The 22,193-nt window shown below is 62.5% G+C and carries 20 protein-coding genes; 3 read left to right on the top strand and 17 right to left on the bottom strand.

Going from position 1 to position 22,193, the window contains the following annotated elements; translation table 11 throughout:
* Positions 1 to 55: 55 nt before the first annotated feature.
* Positions 56 to 1,774 carry a type IV-A pilus assembly ATPase PilB gene (pilB, locus tag ASD14_RS13510; protein WP_056134853.1) on the bottom strand — a complete coding sequence of 573 codons (1,719 nt, stop codon included), beginning with the start codon at positions 1,772 to 1,774 and terminating at the stop codon, positions 56 to 58.
* Positions 1,775 to 1,934: 160 nt separating this feature from the next.
* On the opposite strand from pilB, the gene ASD14_RS13505 reads away from it, so the two are divergent.
* A complete protein-coding gene (locus ASD14_RS13505) occupies positions 1,935 to 2,789 on the top strand; it encodes a glycosyltransferase family 2 protein (RefSeq protein ID WP_056134849.1) in 855 nt (284 codons plus the stop codon).
* A 20-nt stretch (positions 2,790 to 2,809) separates the two neighbouring features.
* On the opposite strand, the gene ASD14_RS13500 is transcribed toward ASD14_RS13505, so the two are convergent.
* The 16 genes from ASD14_RS13500 to ASD14_RS13425 all read right to left on the bottom strand — a co-directional run bounded on the left by ASD14_RS13500 (position 2,810) and on the right by ASD14_RS13425 (position 19,880).
* On the bottom strand, positions 2,810 to 3,592 hold the full coding sequence (locus ASD14_RS13500) for a cephalosporin hydroxylase family protein (protein WP_056134846.1): 783 nt from the start codon (positions 3,590 to 3,592) through the stop codon (positions 2,810 to 2,812).
* On the bottom strand, positions 3,582 to 4,301 hold the full coding sequence (locus ASD14_RS13495; protein ID WP_056134844.1) for a WbqC family protein: 720 nt from the start codon (positions 4,299 to 4,301) through the stop codon (positions 3,582 to 3,584). Before ASD14_RS13495 ends, ASD14_RS13500 begins: the two co-directional genes overlap by 11 nt.
* Positions 4,298 to 4,813, bottom strand: a complete 516-nt coding sequence (locus ASD14_RS13490) for a GNAT family protein (RefSeq protein ID WP_056134840.1) — start codon at positions 4,811 to 4,813, stop codon at positions 4,298 to 4,300. The genes ASD14_RS13495 and ASD14_RS13490 overlap by 4 nt, the downstream gene beginning before the upstream one ends.
* Before the next feature lie 6 nt (positions 4,814 to 4,819).
* Entirely contained in the window at positions 4,820 to 5,821 is a 1,002-nt protein-coding gene (locus ASD14_RS13485) for a class I SAM-dependent methyltransferase (RefSeq protein ID WP_056134836.1), read from the bottom strand.
* A gap of 158 nt (positions 5,822 to 5,979) precedes the next feature.
* Positions 5,980 to 6,825 carry a phytanoyl-CoA dioxygenase family protein gene (locus ASD14_RS13480; RefSeq protein WP_056134832.1) on the bottom strand — a complete coding sequence of 282 codons (846 nt, stop codon included), beginning with the start codon at positions 6,823 to 6,825 and terminating at the stop codon, positions 5,980 to 5,982.
* Positions 6,822 to 7,940: a DegT/DnrJ/EryC1/StrS family aminotransferase gene (locus ASD14_RS13475; RefSeq protein WP_056134829.1), complete on the bottom strand. Its 1,119-nt coding sequence runs from the start codon at positions 7,938 to 7,940 to the stop codon at positions 6,822 to 6,824. Before ASD14_RS13475 ends, ASD14_RS13480 begins: the two co-directional genes overlap by 4 nt.
* A complete protein-coding gene (locus tag ASD14_RS13470) occupies positions 7,937 to 9,160 on the bottom strand; it encodes a class I SAM-dependent methyltransferase (RefSeq protein WP_056134826.1) in 1,224 nt (407 codons plus the stop codon). The genes ASD14_RS13475 and ASD14_RS13470 overlap by 4 nt, the downstream gene beginning before the upstream one ends.
* The gene (rfbC, locus tag ASD14_RS13465) at positions 9,160 to 9,708 is read right to left on the bottom strand and encodes a dTDP-4-dehydrorhamnose 3,5-epimerase (RefSeq protein ID WP_056134823.1); all 549 of its coding nucleotides are present in this window, start codon (positions 9,706 to 9,708) and stop codon (positions 9,160 to 9,162) included. The genes ASD14_RS13470 and rfbC overlap by 1 nt, the downstream gene beginning before the upstream one ends.
* A complete protein-coding gene (gene rfbG, locus ASD14_RS13460) occupies positions 9,705 to 10,805 on the bottom strand; it encodes a CDP-glucose 4,6-dehydratase (protein WP_056134821.1) in 1,101 nt (366 codons plus the stop codon). The genes rfbC and rfbG overlap by 4 nt, the downstream gene beginning before the upstream one ends.
* Complete coding sequence (gene rfbF / locus ASD14_RS13455; protein WP_056134818.1) at positions 10,787 to 11,557, bottom strand: glucose-1-phosphate cytidylyltransferase; 771 nt, start codon at positions 11,555 to 11,557, stop codon at positions 10,787 to 10,789. Before rfbF ends, rfbG begins: the two co-directional genes overlap by 19 nt.
* A gap of 81 nt (positions 11,558 to 11,638) precedes the next feature.
* Positions 11,639 to 12,559, bottom strand: a complete 921-nt coding sequence (locus tag ASD14_RS13450; protein ID WP_082538992.1) for a hypothetical protein — start codon at positions 12,557 to 12,559, stop codon at positions 11,639 to 11,641.
* Between the two features lie 9 nt (positions 12,560 to 12,568).
* On the bottom strand, positions 12,569 to 13,435 hold the full coding sequence (locus ASD14_RS16250; protein ID WP_056134811.1) for a glycosyltransferase family A protein: 867 nt from the start codon (positions 13,433 to 13,435) through the stop codon (positions 12,569 to 12,571).
* A gap of 167 nt (positions 13,436 to 13,602) precedes the next feature.
* Positions 13,603 to 15,552: a hypothetical protein gene (locus ASD14_RS16245; RefSeq protein WP_056134808.1), complete on the bottom strand. Its 1,950-nt coding sequence runs from the start codon at positions 15,550 to 15,552 to the stop codon at positions 13,603 to 13,605.
* Between the two features lie 68 nt (positions 15,553 to 15,620).
* Positions 15,621 to 16,019: a prepilin-type N-terminal cleavage/methylation domain-containing protein gene (locus ASD14_RS16620; protein ID WP_056134806.1), complete on the bottom strand. Its 399-nt coding sequence runs from the start codon at positions 16,017 to 16,019 to the stop codon at positions 15,621 to 15,623.
* A 508-nt stretch (positions 16,020 to 16,527) separates the two neighbouring features.
* On the bottom strand, positions 16,528 to 18,006 hold the full coding sequence (locus tag ASD14_RS13430; protein ID WP_056134803.1) for a sigma-54 dependent transcriptional regulator: 1,479 nt from the start codon (positions 18,004 to 18,006) through the stop codon (positions 16,528 to 16,530).
* A gap of 269 nt (positions 18,007 to 18,275) precedes the next feature.
* Entirely contained in the window at positions 18,276 to 19,880 is a 1,605-nt protein-coding gene (locus ASD14_RS13425; protein ID WP_056134800.1) for an ATP-binding protein, read from the bottom strand.
* A gap of 170 nt (positions 19,881 to 20,050) precedes the next feature.
* Here ASD14_RS13425 and sucC point away from each other — a divergent pair, with 170 nt between their 5' ends.
* Together sucC and sucD are read left to right on the top strand one after the other, a co-directional pair.
* The gene (gene sucC, locus ASD14_RS13420) at positions 20,051 to 21,217 is read left to right on the top strand and encodes an ADP-forming succinate--CoA ligase subunit beta (RefSeq protein WP_056134796.1); all 1,167 of its coding nucleotides are present in this window, start codon (positions 20,051 to 20,053) and stop codon (positions 21,215 to 21,217) included.
* Positions 21,218 to 21,231: 14 nt separating this feature from the next.
* The gene (gene sucD / locus ASD14_RS13415; protein ID WP_056134793.1) at positions 21,232 to 22,107 is read left to right on the top strand and encodes a succinate--CoA ligase subunit alpha; all 876 of its coding nucleotides are present in this window, start codon (positions 21,232 to 21,234) and stop codon (positions 22,105 to 22,107) included.
* Positions 22,108 to 22,193 lie beyond the last annotated feature (86 nt).

Here is a 22,193-nt window from a genome sequence, read left to right as displayed (position 1 = left end):
CGGTGGCAATCCCCAGTGGTTATCTATTGCGGCAACGGCGGTAGCAGGAGAAGCATCAGTCTTTGGTGACGCGATTGATTTCCGACAGGCTGGTCACGCCGTTCTTCACCTTCAGCAGCGCTGACTGGCGAAGGTCGCGGACGCCTGATTTCTGGGCGGCTTCGGCAATCTTCATTGCGTTGCCCCCTTCCAGCACGATGGCCTGAATTTCCTCGGTCATCGGCATGACCTGGTAGATGCCGGTACGGCCCTTGTAACCCTCGGTGCAGTCAGGGCAACCCACCGCCTCGTAGACCTCCAGGCCGCCTACGATCTCCTCGTGGGTGAAGCCTTCCGCCAGCAGCGCATGCTCGGGCAGGTGCACTTCCCTCTTGCAGTCGTGCAGGCGCCGCGCCAGGCGTTGTGCGATCACTAGGGTCACGGACGAAGTGATGTTGAACGGCGCCACGCCCATGTTCATCAGGCGCGCGATGGTCTGCGGAGCGTCGTTGGTGTGCAGGGTCGAGAGCACCATGTGGCCCGTCTGCGCGGCCTTGACCGCGATCTCGGCGGTTTCCAGGTCGCGGATTTCGCCGACCATGATCACGTCCGGGTCCTGACGCAGGAAGCTGCGCAGCGCGGCGGCGAAGGTCATGCCGCGCTTTACGTTCATCTGCACCTGGTTGATGCCGGGCACGCGGATTTCGACCGGATCCTCGACCGTCGAGATGTTGCGCTCGTCGTTATTGAGGATGTTGAGCGCGGTGTACAGCGACACGGTTTTGCCCGAACCGGTCGGGCCGGTGACCAGCACCATCCCGTACGGCTTGACGACCGCGTCCACGAACAGCTTCTGCTGGTCCGGCTCATAGCCCAGCTTCTCGATGCCGAGCTTGGCGGCGCCGCCATCGAGGATACGCAGGACGACTTTTTCACCGAACAGCGTCGGCAGGGTGCTGACGCGGAAGTCCACCTGCCGGGTCTTGGACAGGTTGAGCTTGATGCGGCCGTCCTGCGGCACGCGCTTCTCAGCGATGTCCAACTGGGCCATGACCTTCAGGCGCGCGGCGATGCGGGCCTGCAACTTCACCGGAACCTTGGCGACCTGCTTGAGGATGCCGTCGATGCGCACGCGCACCCGGTAGTCGGTTTCATACGGCTCGAAGTGGATGTCCGACGCGCCCTTGCGGATCGCGTCCACCAGCACCTTGTTGATGAACTTGACGACCGGTGTGTCGTCGCCCTTGGCGTCCACGCCGGAATCGCCGGCCGCCGCCAGGTCATCATCGCCGCCCGAGGTCGACAGGTTCTCGATCCCTTCCTCGTCCGCGATCGCGTCGTTCAGCGCATCGGCGCTCGCGAGCCACTGCTCGATGGTGCGGTGGATCTTGTCCTCATCAACAAGGATCGCTTCCACGGCCATGTTGCTCTGGAACTTGATCTCGTCGAGGGCGCGCGTGTTAGTTGCATCCGCGATACCAACGAAAAGGCGGTTGCCGCGTTTGAACAGGGGAAGCACGTTGTGCTTGCGAACGAGCTCCTCGCTGACAAGCTTGATTGCGCTGTGTCCCGGATCGAGGGCCGCCACGTCAAACAGCGGCACGCCGAATTCGATGGAATTGGCGGCGGCCAGCTGGGCCGGGGACACGAGCCGTTTCTCGACCAGGTAGAGCGCCATGGGTTTGCGCTCGACGGTCGCCGCCGCCATGGCCTCGCGCGCAGGCTGCTCTTCCAGGACCCCATCCAAGACGAGGCGCCGGGCGATGCCAGTAATTCCCACCAGATTGGCGGCCATGATTCGAGCCCTTCGGACACTTCCCCATTGCGACTTTACCGCAATCAAGTCCTCCAAGAGCGCGTTCACGTTGGCGACGTCGGAGTCTCTGCGCAAGATGTGACGAATGCCCTCGCAGCGATCTCCGGGCTGTTACTCTTTGTGCCCTCGTGGGGGGGCTATGAAGATATCAGTGATATTGCCGGCCAAGAACGAAGTAGAGGGGCTGGCCCGGACATTGCCCAAGCTGCGGGCCTTCATGCCGGATGCGGAAATCATCGTAGTCGACGATGGGTCCACTGACGAAACCGCCGCGGTTGCCCGCCAACATGGGGCCCAAGTGCTCTCAACGCCCTATTCAATGGGCAATGGAGCGGCAATCAAGCGGGGGGCACGTGAAGCGGCCGGCGACGTTCTGGTTTTCATGGACGCGGACGGACAACACGATCCTGCGTTCATCCCGGAACTACTTAAACGGCTGGAACAAGGCTACGACATGGTGGTCGGTGCCCGCAATGCGGCCGGGCAGGCAAACGTCGGTCGCGGCCTAGCCAACTCACTCTACAACCGTCTGGCTAGTTGGATGACGGGCCATGAGGTCGCGGACCTCACGTCGGGGTTCCGGGCAGTGCGTGCGGACCGTTTTCGCGAGTTTCTGCACCTGCTGCCAAATGGGTTTTCATACCCGACCACCAGCACGATGGCATTCTTCCGTAGCGCCTATCCGGTTACCTACGTACCGATTCCGGTGACCAAGCGCATCGGTACTAACAGCCACATCAGGCCCCTGCGCGACGGCGTGCGGTTTTTGTTGATCATCTTCAAGATCGCAACGTTGTACTCGCCACTCAAGCTGTTCGCTCCCACGGCGATTTCGTTCGGGCTGCTGGGTGTCGGCTACTACGGATGGACGTTTGCGCACTATGGTCGTTTCACCAATATGAGCGCGCTGTTGTTGAGTGCTGCAGTAATCGTGTTCCTGATCGGATTGGTATCGGAGCAGATCACCGCGTTGACCTATCGCCGGGATTTGTGAGATTCCGATATTTACGGGAATCACCCTTTACGGCGCAAATACCCGCCTGGCGCTACGGTGATAAGCAGCTGAGCCTCAATATTTTCGTCGACCACAAATTCGTCGTGGCCCGCTAGAAATTCGCGTACAGCCGTCTTCGGATTGTCGCCAATGCCCCACTTGCTGGTTTGAAAGAACTCCGAAGGCATGTCTTCGATCAGCGTGTCGAACACAATGCAATAGCTGCCGGGCGTGACTAGGGGAGCATAGGCTTCCAACTCTGCGAGGACGTGTTGGTGCGTGTGATTGGAGTCCAAACACACCATCACCCGAGAATACTGCCTAGCGATAGCTCGGACCTGTGCGATGGTGTCAGGGGCGATGGACGATCCTTGGATCATCGTTATGGACTTAGCCATCGGATGAGCCTCGATGGCCTCCCGATTGTGCTGACGTATGTCGACGTCCACGCCGACCACGCGACGCCTGGGCCTGGCGGGGTCAACGACGTTACCTAGAGCCGCGGCGTCGGCATAGTCCAGCAGGGCCAGAAGCGATGCATTCATGATTAGGGAACCGCCATGGGCGATGCCGGTCTCGATGATCAGGTCGGGTTGCACCTTCCATACCAGTTCCTGCATGGCGCTCATGTCCTGCGGGAACTGGATGAGTGGCCGGCCCATCCAGCTGAAGTTGTAGGCGTACTTGTGACGGGTGATTTCGCGAAGCCAGATTCGCGACAGGGCCTGGACATCCGCGTCCCGCTTGAGGCCGGCGATGTTGCCAGCTACTTCAGCCTGAAACTTTGAGATCTCATCGTTCATCCAGAAAGTCCTTCCAGTAGCGCGCCCCGGACCTGATGTATTCGACACCATCAGGGCCCTTGTTGGCGATTAGGTCCAGTGCGCTTACATACGGGGTGAACTCCCCGTGGAGTTGCGTGTACGGGACCTTGAGGTAATCCATGTATTCCACGCGCACGCCGGCCTTGTCGAAGATCTCGTGTGCGAGGTAATTGCGTGCACCGTGCCCGGTGATGTAGCGGTCCCCACCCAGTCTCAGGACGATTTCAAGAACTCGCTGGCTGCTCGCTCCCTCGATCCCTAGTTGCGAGGAGGGCACGAATGTGCGCTCGCGATCGAGGCCATAGTAGCGGCAGAGCGCCATCAACGAGGCGAGGCTCAAGGTCGAGACGCTGGTGTATTCCCTTGCGTAAACATCCTCGACCAAGGCGAGCATCTCACCTCGATACGGCGCTCCATCGTAGGCCGCGCACAGAAGTTGCAGGTGGTTTTCGCGCCAAGGTAGGGAATCGTCGATCGCGACTTCATCGATGCGCTGCCCGAGGCTGAGACCGCGTAGCGGAACGGTCATCCAGCGTGGACCAGCTCCGGTCTTCACCTGCACTCGATTGACGAAGCTGCCCTTGGAGAATTGCACGTCGGCGTAGTCGACATAGCAGTCAGCGAGCCGGACTTGCTCCAGCATCCCGATCCAGGGAAACAGCATCGGCTGTGAGATCACGATGTTCACCGACGCAGCAACCGTTCCATGAGCAGCACATCGTGCTGGGAGTTTCCGTCGCGGAAGTGACGCTCGAGAACGCCCACGTCACGGTATCCGTGCTTGCGATAGAAGGCGATCGCGCGGCTATTGTCGGCGAGCACCCTGAGTGTGAGCTTATGGAGCGCCAGGGTGTCGATCAGATACTGTTCGAGGAGTTGGCAAGCTTCCGCTGCGATGCCGAGGCCCTGGGTCGATTGCGATAGGCAGATCCCGAGGTCCCCATGGCCGTGGAATCGATCGATTGCAGCAACTTGTATATAGCCGACAGCCTCGTCATTGCCGTCGGCGACGACGAAGAAGACCATGTCATCGCGGGCGCTGCGCTCGACGAGCCACTGACGAACCCGTTCGACCGAGTTGGGCCTGGCCTGGGACATGAGCAGCCGCTGGAGGTCGATGTCGTTTCGCAGCGCGGACAATCGTTCCAGATCGGACTCACGCCATTCGCGAAGTATCACCTTATCGCCGAGCAGCATCATGTTTGCTCATAGGAAGAAATAATCCAGATCGCGTTCGCGAAGGACGGCAACCTCAGAAATGATCTTGCGTGCGTGGGCCGGATTCAGGCCGACCAGGATAGAGCTGACATCTGTCGGCAGGTCATCTGGGGCTATCACCGGTTTGCCGTCGAATGTCTGGCCCTGGAGGTATGGATTCTGGTCGATGTGGCAGCTGATGATGGAGGGATTGGACAGGCTGGTGGCGATAAATGCCCCATAGAAGCCCGCGCCATAAATGGCAGCATCACCGCCTATTGACGCTTCGTAGTCTCGTACCCGGCTGGCTGCCTTGTCCCAGAATGCGGCAATGCCAGCGAGCTCGGCACGGACGTGCCCGACTTTCGCAGGATCGAGCGCTGCAGGAGCTGGCAGCGCCCGGGGTTTCATGGCAACGACAACGAACGCCCCCCTGTGCGCGTTCGCATCGATCTCGAGCAACTCGAGGCCGGCGTCAGACACGAGTCGCGTCAACGAAGTGGCCGAGAAGTGATTGCAGTGATCGACAACGACGAGATCAGCCACATTGGTGGCTACGTTCGGGACGATGGCATAGAAGTGTCCTCCTGGCTTCAGGAGGCGAGCGATCTCCCGCATCGTGCGCGCGGGAGTGGGGATATGTTCCAGCGAAAAGAACGACGTCACCACATCGAAATAGGAATCCCATTCCGGCTTGGGTGAATTCACTGCCCAATGGGCCGGGTGCGTAAACTTTTCCCAGAAAGGAATGTAGCGCGAGCTCACGTCATATAAATGCGGCACTATCCCGGGAGAGAGCGTCGCGAGCATGCGAATGGTGGAGCTTTTCGCGCAGCCGTAATCGAGCAGCGCCACGTGACCTTCCAGTGGCAGTTTGCGCTGGAGGGTTCGCACCTGATGCTCCGTGCGGTACAGGGGATTGCCCGCCACCACTTCGTAGATCTGATCCTCTTCCTCGCTGTCGACGAGGATGTCGTATTCGGTGTCGTAATAGACGTCGACATCCGCCATGACGTCGCTCTGACAATGTCCACAGGCTGGACACACATAGACCGAGGTCCGGCCGGGATGGATCTGGCACAACGAAGTGAGCGATCGATCGCCTTGCGATCGATAGAGGACCTCGCAACCGGGATGTGCGCAGACAAAGCAGGAGGGCATTGGCATGTTCAGTCTGCGCAGAGTTCCGGGTGGATCGCCCTGAAGTCCACACCGGCAGCAAAGGAACCCTTCCAACCGTGGGACATGCCGGTCGGCTCGGCAAAATTGAAGTAACGGAACTGCATCGACCAGCGCGATCGGCGGCTGGTGTTGTATCCGGAAGCGTGCAGAGTCAGGAAGTCCACCACCGCCAGATCGCCGGGAGACATAAGCGGCGCGACCTGCGGATACCGTTCCAGCAATTGCTGCTCGTCGCGAAGGCGTACGGCATAAGCGCCGGTCTTGCCATTTCCAGATGCATGAGTGTGCACCGGTTGGGGCCCGGCCAAGTGTGAGCCAGGGCAGAAACGCACCGGCCCCAACTCATTGGTCATCTCCACTAACGGGCTCCAGAAAACGAGGCCGTCCAGGCTGCGCAACTGGGATGGGTATTCCTGGTGCCACTCGGCCCTGTATTGATCTTCGCCCGGGTTGTCGATACGAATGCCGGAGCCACCTGCCGCGATCCCCGGTATGGAGCCTGGGCGCAGCAGCGCGAACAGCGTTTCGTGCTCGGGCTTGCCAAGCAGGCGGGTGAAGGCCGGGATCTGTTTCACAGCATCGTAGACCTCGCCGCCGAAGGACCGGTCTTTCGCGATCAACGCCTGGTAATCATCATCGAACGACGCATCTGCGGCAGTCCTGCAGGTATTGGTGATGCCGTGGCGCAGCAAGACCTGCCCTATTACACGACGAATTCCCAACTGGATGGGAGCGATGTCGGCTTGCACATCGTAGAAGGCGCGGATGACGAGAAACCCGTCGCGATGGAATGCGTCGCGTTGCGAATCGTCCAGCACGCCATTCCAGCTCATCGGGCGACTCCAGCGTGGCGGGATACGATCCTGGTCACGCGTTCAATTCCGCCTTGGTCCAGATCGTGGTAACTGGGCAGGTTGATCGCGCGCTGCGACAGCGACAGGCTGACCAGGTTTTCTGGTCGTGGTTCGAACATGGGCAGGGTGGACAGCGGCCAGAAGAAGACGCGGCCGTCGATGTTTTCTTCGCGGAACTCCGAAAGGAGGCTGTCGCGATCGAATCCGCAGCCGGGATCGAATACCGCTGTCGGCATCCAGTAGCCATTGGTCGTTCCCGAAGGTTCCGGGTTCATGGCAAGCGGCAGGCTGCCGAGCGCGCGGCGATAGGCCTCGAATACGCGGCGCTTCCCCGCGACCAGCTCGTGCACGCGCTCAAGCTGTCCGCATCCTATGGCAGCCTGAATATTGGACATCTTGTACTTGAACCCGATCACCGCCGGCCAGAACTGACGGGTTTCCCCTTTGGCGCGCCCATGATTGGAAAGCGTCAATACTTTTTCATAAAGGGCATCGTCGTTGGTGACAAAAATGCCGCCTTCTCCGGTCGTAATGGTCTTGGTGCCGTGGAAGGAAAACGCCCCGAATGCACCCATCGATCCGGCGCGACGGCCGTGCCAGATGGAACCGATGGCCTCGGCAGCGTCTTCGATCACGGGAATGCCGTGGCGGCGGCCGATATCAAGCAGCGCATCGATCTCGCATAGATTGCCGTAGAGGTGAACAGCGAGGATCGCTTTGGTGTTCGGCGTGATCGCACGCTCGACCTTGACCGGATCCAGGCACCAGGAGACCGCGTCCACGTCGACCAGGACCGGAGTGGCACCAAGATGCACGATGGGCGCGGCCGATGCGATCCAGTTGATGTCGCCAAGGATTACTTCGTCACCGGGCCCAATGCCAAGACCTGCCATCCCCAAATGAAGCGCGCCGGTGCCGCTCGAGGTGGCGATGGCGTGGGTGACGCCTATGTGCTCGCGAAACATCCTTTCGAAGCGATGGATGTAGTCGTAGCAATGCTCGCCCCAGCCGTTGGCCGCCGCGTCGACCGCGTAACTTACCTCCAGTTCGGTTATGGAGGGCTTGGTGTAGTGAATCCGTGGATTCTGGTTCATTCAGTTGCCAACTGCGGTATGGCGAAGACGAACTGCCCACCCCACTCACGGACGTAGGAGAGCTGCTCGGTGATTTCCTGTTTGAGGTTCCATGGGAGCACGACGACAAAATCAGGTCGTGCGTCACGCAGGTGTTGCTCGTTGACCACGGGAATGCGGGATCCCGGCAGGAACCGGCCTTGCTTGTACGGAGACGCATCGGCAACGAAGGCAATCAGGTCGCTCCTTATGCCGGCGAAGTTGAGCAAGGTGTTTCCCTTTGCGGCCGCACCATAGGCCGCAAGGGTCTTGCCTGCGCGTTTCTGCTCCAGCAGAAACGCTATGAACGCGTTCTTGGCTTGCTCTGCGACTTTCTGGAAGCCCTCGTACCATTCCATTGTGGACATCCCGGCATCGCGTTCCCTTTGGAGCACGCGCTCGACATTGGACGTCTTGGCGTAGGTCGCTCCAGCGTGCGAACTCCATACCCGTAGCGAACCACCGTGCGTCTGCAACTCCTCGACGTCCCAGATTCGCAGGCCATGCGCGGCGAAGATCGCCTGCACGGTCCTGAGGGAGAGATAGGAGAAATGCTCGTGATAAACGGTGTCGAATTGATGTTTCTCGACCAGTTCGAGCAGGTGCGGGAATTCGACAGTCACTGTGCCGGCTGGAGAGAGCAGTCGGCCGATGCCGGAAACGAAATCATTGATGTCGGGGACGTGGGCCAGGACATTGTTGGCTACGATGAGGTCGGCGTGGCCGCGTGTGGTGACAAGCTCGTCGGCCAGTTGCCGGCCGAAGAACCTCACCAGCGTGTCTATGCCCTTGGATTGCGCGACGGCGGCGGTGCCCGCCGTGGGCTCGATGCCAAGGCAGGGGACTGATCTTTCCGCCATGTACTGGAGCAAGTACCCGTCGTTGGAGGCCAGTTCGACGACAAGGCTGTCCGGACCCAGGCCAAGCCGAGGTACCACCTTGTCCACGTAACGCCGGGCATGTTCGAGCCACGAACGCGAGTATGAGGAGTGATACGCGTAATCGGACGCAAACAGCTCAGCATGCCCCTGCACCTCGTCCACCTGCACCAGATGGCACTGCCTGCATGTGAACAGCTTGAGCGGAAACCAGGTCTCTGGCGACTGCAACGCTTCCAGTGCAAGGTACGCATTGGACGGAGGCGATGTACCGAGGTCGAGAAAGACATCGACAAGCGGCGTTGCGCAGAAGCGGCAATCCATTAGTCCAAGCCCTCGAATTTGCCGTCGATCAACGGATGGCCCAGATCGCGCTCGGAAATATGAGCCAAGGGCAGCGGCCACTTGATCGCCAAACGCGGATCGTCGTGCCTGACTCCTCCTTCGCACGAGGGAGTCCATGGCTGAGTGTGGAAGTAGAGCAACTGGGCATCATCGCTCAGTGACTGGAATCCGTGGGCAAAGCCCTCGGGAATGAACACCTCACGGGGTTCGTCGTCTCTCAACTCCATGCCGTGCCAGCGCAGGAACGTTGGCGAATCGGCGCGCAGGTCCACGGCGACGTCGAACACGCAACCCCGCAGGCACTTGATCAGTTTCGCCTCCGCGCTCGGCGTCCGCTGGAAATGCATGCCCCGTACGGTACCGCGCAGCGCGGTGGTCGAGAGATTCACCTGCACGAACCGGAGGCCTGGGCGCACTTCGCGCAGCGCTGCCTCGCAGAAGATCCGTTCGAAGCGGCCGCGGCTGTCTTCATGCGACTGGGTGTCGATGGTCACGAGCCCGGACAAGGGAGTGGCGGTGATCCTCATGACGCCCAAGCCTGCCGCTGGCGCCGTGCACTGGCGACATAGGCATCCAGGTCTTGGCGACTGTGGATATGGCCAGCGTCGAGAAAATCGCGGTACCAACGCGCGGTGTGGGCAACGGTGGGCTCCGCGTCCCACACTGAATGCCATCCGAGTTCGCGGGCGGCTTTCCCGCAGTCGAGCGTCAGTTTCTCCGCTTCATGCGGGTGCGGGCCGGCATCATGCTCGACTTGGAGTCCGGGCCATTCATGCTGGAAATGTCGAACCACGTCGCCCACGGCCATCGTCGAGCCGCGCGAGGGCCCGAAGTTCCAGGCGCCTCCCGCTTCGCGGCCTTCGATCATTGCCTGCGCGAGACAGAGGTAACCCGAAAGCGGCTCCAGCACGTGTTGCCATGGGCGGGTCGACATGGGGTTGCGGAGCCGTACCGTACCGGCGCCAGCCATGGCCCTGACGACGTCCGGTACCAGGCGATCCTCCGCCCAGTCTCCGCCGCCGATGACATTACCGGCACGAGCGGTTGCCAACCGGACAGCGTGCGAGTCGGCACCGTCGAAATAGCTGCGGCGATAACAGGCCGATACCAACTCTGCGCAGGCTTTCGATGTGCTGTAGGGGTCGTGCCCGCCCAAGATGTCGTCTTCGCAGTAGCCACCTGGCACATCGAAGGGTTCATATACCTTGTCGGTCGTGGCGTTGACCAGAACGCGCACGCTATCGCAGTGGCGCGCAGCTTCCAACAGGTGTACCAGACCGAGCACATTGGTGGCGAACGTTTCCACGGGCTCGCGATAGCTGCGCCGGACCAATGGTTGGGCGGCGAGATGGAACACGAACTCGGGCTGGAAGTCGTGCAGTGCATCAAGCACACCACCTCGGTCACGTACGTCGACCAGGTATTCGCGCTTGAGCTTCATGTCCAGCAGCCGCCAATGCGATGGCTCCGTATCGGGCGGCAGTGCAAGCCCGGCTAGCTCCGCGCCGAGTGCTTGCAACCACATCGCGAGCCACGAACCCTTGAACCCTGTGTGTCCGGTGACCAGCACACGCCGACCGGAATACGCGCCACCGAACAGGGTGCTTAGTCCCAGACCTTCCAAGGTGCGCTCCCGCTTTGCCAGAGTTCTTCCAGCTTGTTCTTGTCGCGAAGCGTGTCCATCGGGTGCCAGAAACCATTGTGCGTGTAAGCCGACAGTTGCCCATCGCGCGCCAGGCGCTCAAGTGGTTCGCGCTCCCAGATGGATTCATCATTGTCGATATAGGCGAGGACCTCCGGCTGCAGGACGAAGAATCCGCCGTTGATCCAGGTGCCGTCACCCTGCGGCTTCTCGGTAAAGCGTGTGATGCGGTTGCCTTCGATGTCGAGTGCGCCGAACCGTCCCGGGGGTTGCACCGCGCACACGGTCGCGAACGCGCCGCGCTCGCGATGGAATGCAATCTCGCTGCCGATGTCGACGTCCGACAAGCCATCACCGTACGTGAAGCAGAAGGTTTCGCCGTCCAGGAACTCGGCGACGCGCTTGAGCCTGCCGCCGGTCTGCGTTTCCTCGCCCGTGTCCACCAGCGTCACGCGCCAGGGTTCGGCATGGCGATGATGTACGTCCATCTGGTTACGCGCCAAGTCGAAGGTGACGTCGGACGTATGGAGGAAATAGTTGGCAAAGTATTCTTTCACCATGTACCCCTTGTAGCCGAGGCAGATGATGAAGTCGTTGATGCCGTGATGGGAGTACGCCTTGAGGAGGTGCCAGAGCACCGGCTTACCTCCGATCTCGATCATCGGCTTGGGACGCACGATGGTTTCCTCGCTGATGCGAGTGCCGAGTCCGCCAGCAAGGATGACTGCTTTCATGGCTTGCAAATCCACTGACCAGAGGTGGCTGCATGCCCCCCAAAAGATATGCCAGACATTGTCGTGGCCCCCGGTTTTTGATTAGAGCCGACCGTTGGAGATGGTGTCAACGTGCGTTTTTCGCCTTGCAAACCGGACGGCTGAAAAAAGCGCATACGCGATCACATCTGCTGCCAGTATCGTCACGCGGAATCCCGCGACCAGCATCGTCGCCCCCGCGAATGGCAGCGCGCCACGCAGCAACGCGCCTGCCACCGATTCGAATACGCCCAAGCCTTGGGGGGCGAATACGGCGATGAATCCGGAAGCCCAACCGAGCAGGTAGGCGGCATAGATGTCGGCCAATCCGGACTCTGCCTGCGCCGGGAACGCAAGCCAGTAGCGGGCAAAGGCAGTGGCAGCGACAAGCCAGAAGGCAGCGGTGATGCTGATCGCCAGGAAGTAAGTACCACCAGCCATCCGGCAATCGGCGACAGCCCGATGACGTAGCAGTGCCGGCAAGCAAGCGAGGATCGCGACACCGCCCATCATGCAGGCAGCACCGGGACGCGAGTCCTGTCCGGCCGCAAGCAGGAAGGCGCCGCCTAGTACCAGCGCAACCGACACGGGCAGTATGTTCTCGAGCGCCACCATCGTCGCCAATTGCGTGCGGCTCACTCCTTTTCCATGAAGGTCGACCACCCGGGATACCGTGTGCCAGATTCCGCCCGGCAGATAACGCGCCGGAAGCCGGTTCACATGGATCGCCAAGGCATCTACGTAACGCACATTCGTGCCGAAGCCCCGTAGTACCACCCAGGTGAAGGCGGGGCTGAGAAGGTGCAATGCGGACCACAGCAGCACGGCGATGATGAGCGCTGGCCAGTGCGCGTGACGGACGACGTTCTCGAAGGTTCCGCGAGCACCGATGCCCGCTACGACCAGAAACAAAACCGCGAAAGGACCGAACACCCAGCGTGCGCTTGCCAAGGCGTGGCGAAACCAAGAGTAGCCGTCCCGCATGGTGACCACTCAGGCTTGGCCGCGCTTGCCAACGAGATATCGCAGGGGAAGCGACGGGGCTAGCGTAGCTAGCGCCAATACCTTGTCCGACGCCGGGAGGTTGGATTTCATCAGCACTTTTACCAGGGCGGCCGGGAGTTCGAGCATCGGAAACAGCTTCCCCAGCGGAGAGCGCACGATCCTGGTGCTGGCACCGGCATAGCGCTTGAGCTTTTCCGAATGGCTCTTTTCCATGCGGAACTCCCGCCGGCACCACTCCGCCCGCGTGGCGTGCACGAAGTGCCCGCGCAATGCGAGCTGCATCAGGAGCACGAGGTCGCCACCTGCAAGCTGGTGTAGCGGCAGGCAAGCGCGAAGGTCGGCGGTACGGATCATCCCGACGACAGGATGCATGTTGCCCCAGAAGATCGTGAATGCCCTGGCCACTGCGCTCATGCCGCGAGTGTCGGTCCAACCCGATTCGATCGGTAGCGGTTCTCCATCGCCAGTGATCCACCGTGAGCTGCCAAACGCCAGGCAAGCGCCCGGCTGGCGCTCGAGCAGCGCGACGCATTCGGAGACGAAATTCGGGGTCCACAGATCGTGGCCGGCTGCCCACATGAAGTAGCGTCCATTGGCCATTGCCAACGCATTTTCGAAATTGGGCGTTACTCCGGAGTTACTTGTCTGCACTTTGATGCGGATGCGGATGTCCTCGGCCGCGTGTCTCTTGCAGATCTCGACGGTACGATCCGTTGATGCATTGTCCGAGACGAGAATCTCGATGTACGGGTAGTCCTGCTGCCTCAATGACGCCAGCGTGGCGTCGATGAAGCGCTCCTCGTTATAGACGGGAAGGCCGATGCTGACGAGTGGGGTTTCGATGGTGGCGGCCACGATGTGCTTCCAGTTCCGTTCTTCTGGTTGTAGCGGCTCAAAGACTACATCGCGTTTCCCGAGTTGATCGGCGGCTCCGTGGTCTGGATTGAATGGGAATCCTGTTACGGGATCTGGCACGCAATCCGCAGGCGGGCATCGCCGCTCCTGCTTGCAGGCAGCGTGGCTCAGTCTGCTCCAATCGAGCTGCCTTGCGCTGGTTTTGATTGCGGCTGGCCTTTCAGGAGTTGTACTTGCTGTTCGATCCGGCGCATCAAGTCCGCCTCCGCGGAGTTTGACCAGTCGACGCGCATCTTCGCCTCTTGAAGCGTACGTTGCGCCAGCTCCACCCTGTTCGTTGCGAGGTAGGCCTGCACAAGGGGCACGGTGTAGACGACGGGTGTGCCGGGCTGCATGGATCGCTTGGCCTGGTCTTCCGCCTCTGTCCAGGCTTGGGCACGGGCGAAATATGCAGCCGACTGATAACGAAGAGGTGCGACAGCTTGGCCGGTCGTGCGCTCGGAACGGTCGGCAAGACGCTGGATCACGGAGCCGATCTGTCGATCGGTCACGCCCTCGCACTTGTTTGTCGCGATGATGTTGTAGAGCCGATAGAACGGCTGGCTCTCCGGGATGGTGACCGGCGGAGGCGAAAGCGTTGCGAAGGCTTCCAGGTCTTGGGCATCGGCCCTCCCCTCTACTACGCAACCCGCATACGCTCGATACAGGTGCCCCAATGCACGGTTGCGTGGCCGTTCCGACGCCATCAACGATGCAACTACGCGGTTGGCGGCGGGGGCATCCCGCAGCGTGACCGCGTGCAGGAAGACGTAGGAGTTCGCGTTGATCGATTCAGGATGGGACAACAGGCTGGCTGTCGCGATGGTCAGCGAGTTCCGCCACACCAGGGCGCGGCCGTGCGTGCTGATCGCAAATACCACCAGCATGCCCGCCATTGCCATCTTGGCGATTCGATTCGTGCGCACGCCCTGTCGTGCCAAGCGAGATGCAAGTAGCGCCAGCAGCGCGACGACGGCAACCAGCAGGCCGAACGATGGCAGATAGTTGCGGTGCTCGTAGTAGAGCTCGAGGGGAACGATGGATGCTTCAAGGGAGTGGGCGACGAGGAAGAACGCCCAGCCGAACGCCACCGCTGGCGAGTACCTGCGGAAACGCCACGCGGCTATGCTGGCGATGGCAAGCGCGGCGAATGCAAGGAAGGTGGTCGGAGGATCGAACCAGCCCTTGGAAATGGCGAAGTCGTCCGTGAATATGCCCATGCGCGATGGATTGGGCAGTAGCAGCTGCGATATGTAGTCGCACAGCGCCCGTCCCTGGCTGAGCACGCGCTCGTACGGATCGAAGTCGCGCCCCGTGTACGCGGCCAGGAATCTTTCCGGGCGCGAAAGAAAGACGGCGACGCCCGCGACAAGGGGGAGCGCGCCGAAGGCCCAGAGGAAGCCCTTGATGCTCCGGGGGCGCCCGGCGCGCGGGAACATGCACAGTTCCATGACACAGCACAGCAAGGGCAGGAGCGCGCCATTCTCCTTGGCCAGGAAGCCGCACACGGTAAGCAGTGGGATGCCCAAGAACACCCCCGCCGTGGCGTACCGGGAAGAAGTCCGGACAATTTCCTGGCGGAGTCCAAGGTAGAGCCATAGACCTGACAGCACCAGCAGCGTCGACAGCTGCGCCATGCGCTGGACGGCATACAGCACCGTGCTGGCATGCAGGGGGTGCAACAGCCACAAGGCCGCCACCGTGCTCGCCAGCCATGCCGCCCAAGGGCGCAGTGCTGCATCGAGCTGCAGCACGCGGCGGGCCAAGGAAAAGACGATCCCGCCGATCAGCAGATGCACCGCCAGGTTGACGAGCTTGAAGGTGAAGGGGGTGTAGCCCAGAAGCTTGGCGTTCAGCGCGAAAGTGGCCATCGACAGCGGCCGGCCGAAGGCGCCGCCACCGCGTTCGAACAGGAGCGCGTAAAGCCCCAGCTTGCCGTCCAGCCACAAGGGGATGTGCCGGAGGTTGGGGTAGTCGTCGAAGAGGAACGGCCCGGCCAGCCCGTGCCAGTACACCAGCACGGTGGCGACGGCCGTTGCCACGAGCAGCATCAGGGGGGTGGGTTTGAGCGAGTCCATCAGTCGGTGCCGCATAAAAAAGAATCCCGGGGAATCCCCGGGATTCGGACTGCTAAAGAGCGGAAGGCTTATTCCCCTGCCGCCGTGTTGTCGCAAGCCGCCGGCTTCTGGGTATTGGTCAGCGCAGTGCCGCCGAAGGTGCCGCTGCAATGCCAGATGATGCGGCCACCCGGGTTGGCGGGGAGCTGCGGCTCCAGCGTGATCGCCGCCGTCTGGTACGAGCCTTCCAGCGTGCCGCTCGCGTCGGTGCAGATGGTAGTAAGCATGCCGGTGCACAGGTTGGTTTCGCCGGCGCCAAAGTTCTCGCCGACCTTGATCTTCTCACCCGCCACCGAGCCGATGGCATTGGTGACCTTGGCCTTGATGGTGTAGTCGCGGTAAGCCGGCAGCGCGATGGCGGCCAGGATGGCGATGATCGCAACCACGATCATCAGTTCGATCAGCGTAAAGCCCTGCTGCTTCTTCATGGTGTTTCCCCTAGGAGTGATTGAACTTCACGTGCCACAGCCGGTTTTCACCCGGCCCGTCGGCCTGCCGTGCATGCCGCACGTGCATGAGGTTATACGCAGAGCGCGTGCCAATACCGGCCAGCGGGAATTTGCATCTCAAACTGAGCGGGGTGTCACGTGGTTGGACTCAGGGAAGGCAGTCGCCAATTGCGAAGTGACGCTTCTGGTCAGCTAGTGCCGTACTGGGTCAAGGTTTGCGGAGCAAGCACGACTAGGGGCTGCCAATGTCCTTGTCCATGTCCAAGATCGTGGCGTCCGACAGACGTATGCCAGCTCCAGGTCGCGCCGCGTTCTGGGCAAGGCGCAGTCCGCCCTGCGGCTGGCGAGTTTTTGGAGGTTTTGAGTTCCTTGAGAAGCGCCAGTCTTCTCAACCTCACGTGGCTCTCCAGCGCCTGAATCGCGCGACGATTGTATGCCGGAGTCGGGTCAGGCCGCGGAACAACCAGGTTCCAACGCGTCCTGCGGATCAGTCGATCCCGAGCTTCTTCAACTTGTACCGCAACGCCCGGAACGTGATCCCCAGTGCCTGCGCCGTCCGCGTCTTGTTGAACCGGTTCTCCTGCAACGCCTGCTCGATCGCCTGGCGTTCCATCTGCTCGATGTACTCGGGCAGGCGGCTGCTGGCGGTGTCGCGGGGGTTGAGGGCGCGGGGGTCGATGGCGGCGTGGGTGCCGGTCGCGCGGACGGAAGCCGGAACGGCGGGCGCGGGGTGCGCCTGCGGGGGCAGGAGGGGCGGTGCGCCGAAAACGGGCGAATGGCCGGCGACGGCTGCCGCCGCAGCGGCCGGTGCCGGCTTGGGCAGGCGCAGGTCGCTGGCTTCGATCCGCTCGCCGTCGGCGAGGGCCAGGGCGCGTTCGAGGATGTTCTCGAGTTCCCGCACGTTGCCGGGGAAGGGGTGCGCGCGCAGTGCTTCCAGGGCTTCGGGCGAAAGGGCAGGAACCAGGCGGTGCTGCGAAGCGGCGAGGCGGACCAGGACGCGTTCGGCCAGGCCCGGCAGGTCTTCGAGGCGTTCACGCAGCGGCGGGACGCGCAGTTCGATGACGTTGATGCGGTAGTACAGGTCGTGGCGGAAGCGGCCGTCCTCGACCAGCGCCGCGAGGTTCTTGTGCGTTGCCGACAGGATGCGGACGTCGACATTGATCTCGGCATTCGCGCCGACCGGCTTGATCGATTTTTCCTGTATGGCTCGGAGCAGCTTGACCTGCATCGGCAGGGGCAGCTCGGCGACTTCGTCGAGGAACAGCGTGCCGCCGTCGGCCGCCTGGAACAGGCCGGGCTTGTCGGCGTGGGCGCCGGTGAAACTGCCCTTCTTGTGGCCGAAGAACTCGCTCTCCATCAGTTCGGCGGGAATCGCGCCGCAGTTGACCGGAACGAAGGGCCCGCTCGCGCGCGGCCCCTGCTCGTGGATCGTGCGGGCGGTGAGTTCCTTGCCTACGCCCGATTCGCCGGCGATGTAGACCGGCGCCTGGCTACGGGCCACTTTCGCAATTGTCTGGCGCAGTTCGACGATTGCGGGAGAGTCGCCGAAGAAGCGCGTGGCGACCGGATCTGCATTGTTCGCGGTACGACGCTTCTCGTGGAGATCCAGCGCGTGACGCACGAGATCGCGCAGCACCGGCAGGTCGACGGGTTTGGCGACGAAGTCGAAGGCGCCGGCCTTCAATGCTTCCACCGCGGCTTCGACATTGCCGAAGGCGGTGATCATCGCCACCGGGGTGTTGGGGTGCTTCTGGCTGATCTCGGCAACGAGGTCCATGCCCGAGCCGTCGGGCAGGCGCATGTCGGTCAGGCAGAGATCATAGGAATTGGCCGCGAGCTGGGCGCGCGCGTCGGAGAGGGTGGCGGCGGTGTCGCATCGCAGGCCCATGCGGCCCAACGTCATGACGAGCAGCTCGCGGATATCGCGCTCGTCGTCGACTATCAATGCACTACGTGTGTCGGTCATCCACCCCTCCGCGTGCGACACGATAACGGAATGACGGGGACAGGACCAAGCGACGGTGGTCCCGTTCCCTGATTCCCGTTTTACGCAAAGTGAACGGTTGGGCCGGATTGAGGCCGAACGGGCCTGCGTTATTCCCGCGGCAAGCCCGATGCGGTATCGCGCGCGAGTGCGCCGAGGCATTCGCGCGAGCGCGTAATCCACTCATGCGTCAGTCGCAGGACGCAGCAGCTTGCGGCTGGCGCGGAAAACAGGCGCGTCGCTCCGCAATCTCAACCACTCCCCAGCAACGGACTCGGCGCCGGACAGCCGATCCGGAAACACGCGCCGCCTCCCGGCATCGACACGTATTCCAGCGTGGCCTGGTTGGCGCGGCACAGTTCGCGCGCGATGTAGAGGCCGAGGCCGGTGCCGTGCCCCGAGGTGGTGAAGAAGGGACGGAAGAGCTGGCCTGCCACCGACTCGGGTATGCCTGGTCCCCGATCACGCACATCGATCGTCGGCGCCCCTGTTTCGTCCACGGCAACGTGAATCGTGACGCGCGCGGACTGCCCGGGCATGCGTCCATAGATGAGGGCGTTGTAGACCAGCGCGGTGAGGATCTGGTGCAGCTGGCGTGGATCGAACAGCGTGGTCAGCGTCGTGGCGGCGCCAGTCGCGTTGAGGGTGTCGTGTTCCAGCGGATGGCTGGCCACGTAGTCCTCGACGAAGCGGCGTGCGAACGCCATCAGTTCGACATGCTCGGGCTTGGCCGGCTCGCGACGCGCGAGACCCAGCACGTTCTCGACGATGCCGTTCATGCGCTGTCCCTGCTGGCGCACGATCTGCAGCAGGCGCAGGTCGGCGGTGGGCAGGTCCTTGGATTCCTCGAGCAACTGCACCGCGTAGTTGATCGCCGCCAGCGGGTTGCGGATCTCGTGCGCGAGGCTGGCGGAGAAACGGCCCAGCGTGGCCAGCGTCATCGACTCCGCCTGCCGCGACACGATGCTGGTGTCGTCGAGGAAGATCAGCGCCTGGTCGCTCCCCGCGCGCAGGCGGGTGAAGCGCGGCACGACGTCCGGCAGGTCGGGTGCGAGCTGCAGCGGCGTGTCATCGGCGCGGCCGTTCTTGCGCCAGTCGTCGAGGCGTTTTGCGAGAGCTGGCGCGGCCAGCCGCAGGTCGCGGCCTTCGCCGGGATGCTCGTTGGTATCGCTGAGCAGCAGCATCGCGGCCTCATTGGCCAGCCGCAGATGACCGCGTTGATCGACCAGCAGCACGCCGGTACGCAGGCGGCGGATGATGAGTTCGTTCACTTCGGCCAGTGACGCGATGTCTTCGCCGCGGCGTTCGGCCAGGTCGACGCTCTGGCGCATCTGTCGCCCCAGCACGTTCGTCAACGTGGCAACGGCGATGTAGCCCATCGCGTACATAAGCGGCTCGCCGATGCCGGGGGTGATGGCGCCGGCGGCCAGATTCCAGAAGTAATCGAAGAGCAGTCCCGTCGCCGCGATCGCGGCGATGCCCAGCCCGAATCGCGCCGGCAGCAGCAGCGCCGCGGCGCCGACGTTGAACATCAGCATCAGCACGATGCCGGCGCGCGTGTTCGGCATCGCATAGACCGCGAGCACGCCGAAGAACAGATCGAAGGCGATGCCGATCAGCGCCTGCAGCTGCAGGTCGCCGCGCTTGCGGATCAGGAAGAGCAGGGTCGCGGCGAAGAGATAGATGATCGCCGTCGTCTTGGCGATGCCTTCGTCGCGCGGTTCGCTCAGGTACTGCCGGATCGGTCCGAACAGCAGGAAGGTCAGGATCGCCGCTTCCAGCAACCGGTACAGGGTGAAGAAATGCAACTCGCGGCGCAGCGCGCTGTCGGCTTCGTCGGCGGGGCGAGTGGGCAAGCGGGAGTCCCTGGGTGTGGCGCGGGCCGAGTATAGGTGGGCCGCCTTCTACCAATGGATGGGATTGGGCGTTTTGCCCCGTCCTCCCCGATCGGCGACAATGCTGCCCCTCGCGCGGCGGCCCACGGCCGCGATTCCGGCGCGGGTTCTTTCCTTCCCCTCGGTGACGCATGAATTTCCACGAATACCAGGCAAAGCAGCTCTTTGCCGATTACGGCATTGCGGTGCCGGCCGGGCGCGTAGCGCGCACGCCGGAAGAGGCGGTCGATGCCGCCAAGGCCATCGGCGGCGACTTCTGGGTCGTCAAGGCCCAGATCCACGCGGGCGGCCGCGGCAAGGCCGGCGGCGTGAAGCTCGCCAAGACCCTGGATCAGGTCCGCGACTACGCCAAGGGCATGCTCGGCACGAAGATGGCGACCTACCAGACCGCCGGCGTGGAGCTGCCGGTCGACAGCGTGCTGATCACCCAGGCCACCGACATCGCCAAGGAAATGTATCTGTCGGTGCTCGTCGACCGCGGTACCAAGTCGATCACCTTCATCGCCTCCGCCGAAGGCGGCATGGACATCGAACAGGTCGCGCACGAGAAGCCCGAAGCGATCAAGACGCTGCACGTGAACTACGTGCAGGGCCTGCAGCCGTACCAGACGCGCGAACTCGGCTTTGCCCTCGGCCTCAATGCCAAGCAGGTCAACCAGCTGAGCAAGATCATGCTGGGCCTGTACAAGCTGTTCAACGACAAGGACCTGGCGCTGGTTGAACTCAACCCGCTCGCCATCCTCACCGACGGCAACCTCGCCGTGCTCGACGGCAAGATCAACTCCGACGACAACGCGACCTTCCGCCACCCCGAACTGGCCGCGATGCGCGACATCCGCCAGGAAGACGAGACCGAAGTCCGCGCCAGCCAGTACGACCTCAACTACGTCACGATGGACGGCAACATCGGCTGCATGGTCAACGGCGCCGGCCTCGCGATGGCGACGATGGACGTGATCTCGCTCAATGGCGGTTCGCCGGCGAACTTCCTCGACGTCGGCGGTGGCGCCACCAAGGAACGCGTGACCGAAGCCTTCAAGCTGATCCTGTCGAGCGACAAGGTGAAGGCGATCTTCGTCAACATCTTCGGCGGCATCGTCCGCTGCGACATGATCGCGGAAGGCATCATCGCCGCGGTCAAGGAAGTCGACGTCAAGGTTCCCGTCATCGTCCGCCTCGAAGGCACGAACGTGGAAGCCGGCAAGGAGCTGCTGAAGAACTCCGGCCTGGCCATCACCCCCGCCGACGACATCAACGACGGCGCGAAGAAGGCCGTTGCGGCCGTCGCCGGCAAGTAAGGAATAACGATCCCATGAGCGTTTTGATCAACAAGAACACCAAGGTGATCGTCCAGGGCTTCACCGGCTCGCAGGGCACCTTCCACGCCGAGCAGATGCTCGATTACGGCACCAAGGTCGTTGGCGGCGTGACGCCGGGCAAGGGCGGCACCGAGCACCTCGGCCTGCCGGTGTTCAACACCGTCGCCGATGCGGTCGCCGAAACCGGCGCCGATGCGTCCGTCATCTACGTGCCGCCGCCGTTCGCGGCCGACGCGATCCTCGAAGCCGCCGATGCCGGCATCAAGGTCATCGTCTGCATCACCGAGGGCATTCCGGTCCTCGACATGCTGCGCGTGAAGAACACGCTCAACGGCTACGACGACGTCGTGCTGGTCGGTCCCAACTGCCCCGGCGTGATCACGCCCGGCGAATGCAAGATCGGCATCATGCCGGGCCACATCCACATGCCGGGCAAGATCGGCATCGTGTCGCGCTCGGGCACGCTGACCTATGAAGCCGTAAAGCAGACCACCGATGTCGGCCTCGGCCAGTCGACCTGCATCGGCATCGGCGGCGACCCGATCAACGGCACCAACTTCATCGACGCGCTGAAGTGGTTCCAGGACGATCCGCAGACCGAAGGCATCATCATGGTCGGCGAGATCGGCGGCAGCGCCGAAGAAGAAGCAGCCGAGTTCATCGCCGAATACGTCACCAAGCCGGTGGTCGGCTTCATCGCCGGTGCATCGGCGCCGAAGGGCAAGCGCATGGGCCACGCCGGGGCGATCGCTTCGGGCGGTTCGGGCACGGCGGAAGGCAAGTTCGCCGCGATGGAAAAGGCCGGCGTCACCACGGTGAAGTCGCCGGGCGACCTGGGCGCGGCGATTGCGAAGCGGTTGGCGAAGTAAGCCGCGCGGAATTCGTTACATCGTAGTGTTTGAAGAAGCCGCCTTCGGGCGGCTTCTGTTTTTGGTGAAGAGATCGAGCCGCCGCG

Origin of the sequence: Lysobacter sp. Root494, assembly GCF_001427225.1 — a bacterium.
Taxonomy (GTDB): Bacteria; Pseudomonadota; Gammaproteobacteria; order Xanthomonadales; family Xanthomonadaceae; genus Agrilutibacter.
This window is presented reverse-complemented; position numbering and strand designations above follow the sequence as displayed.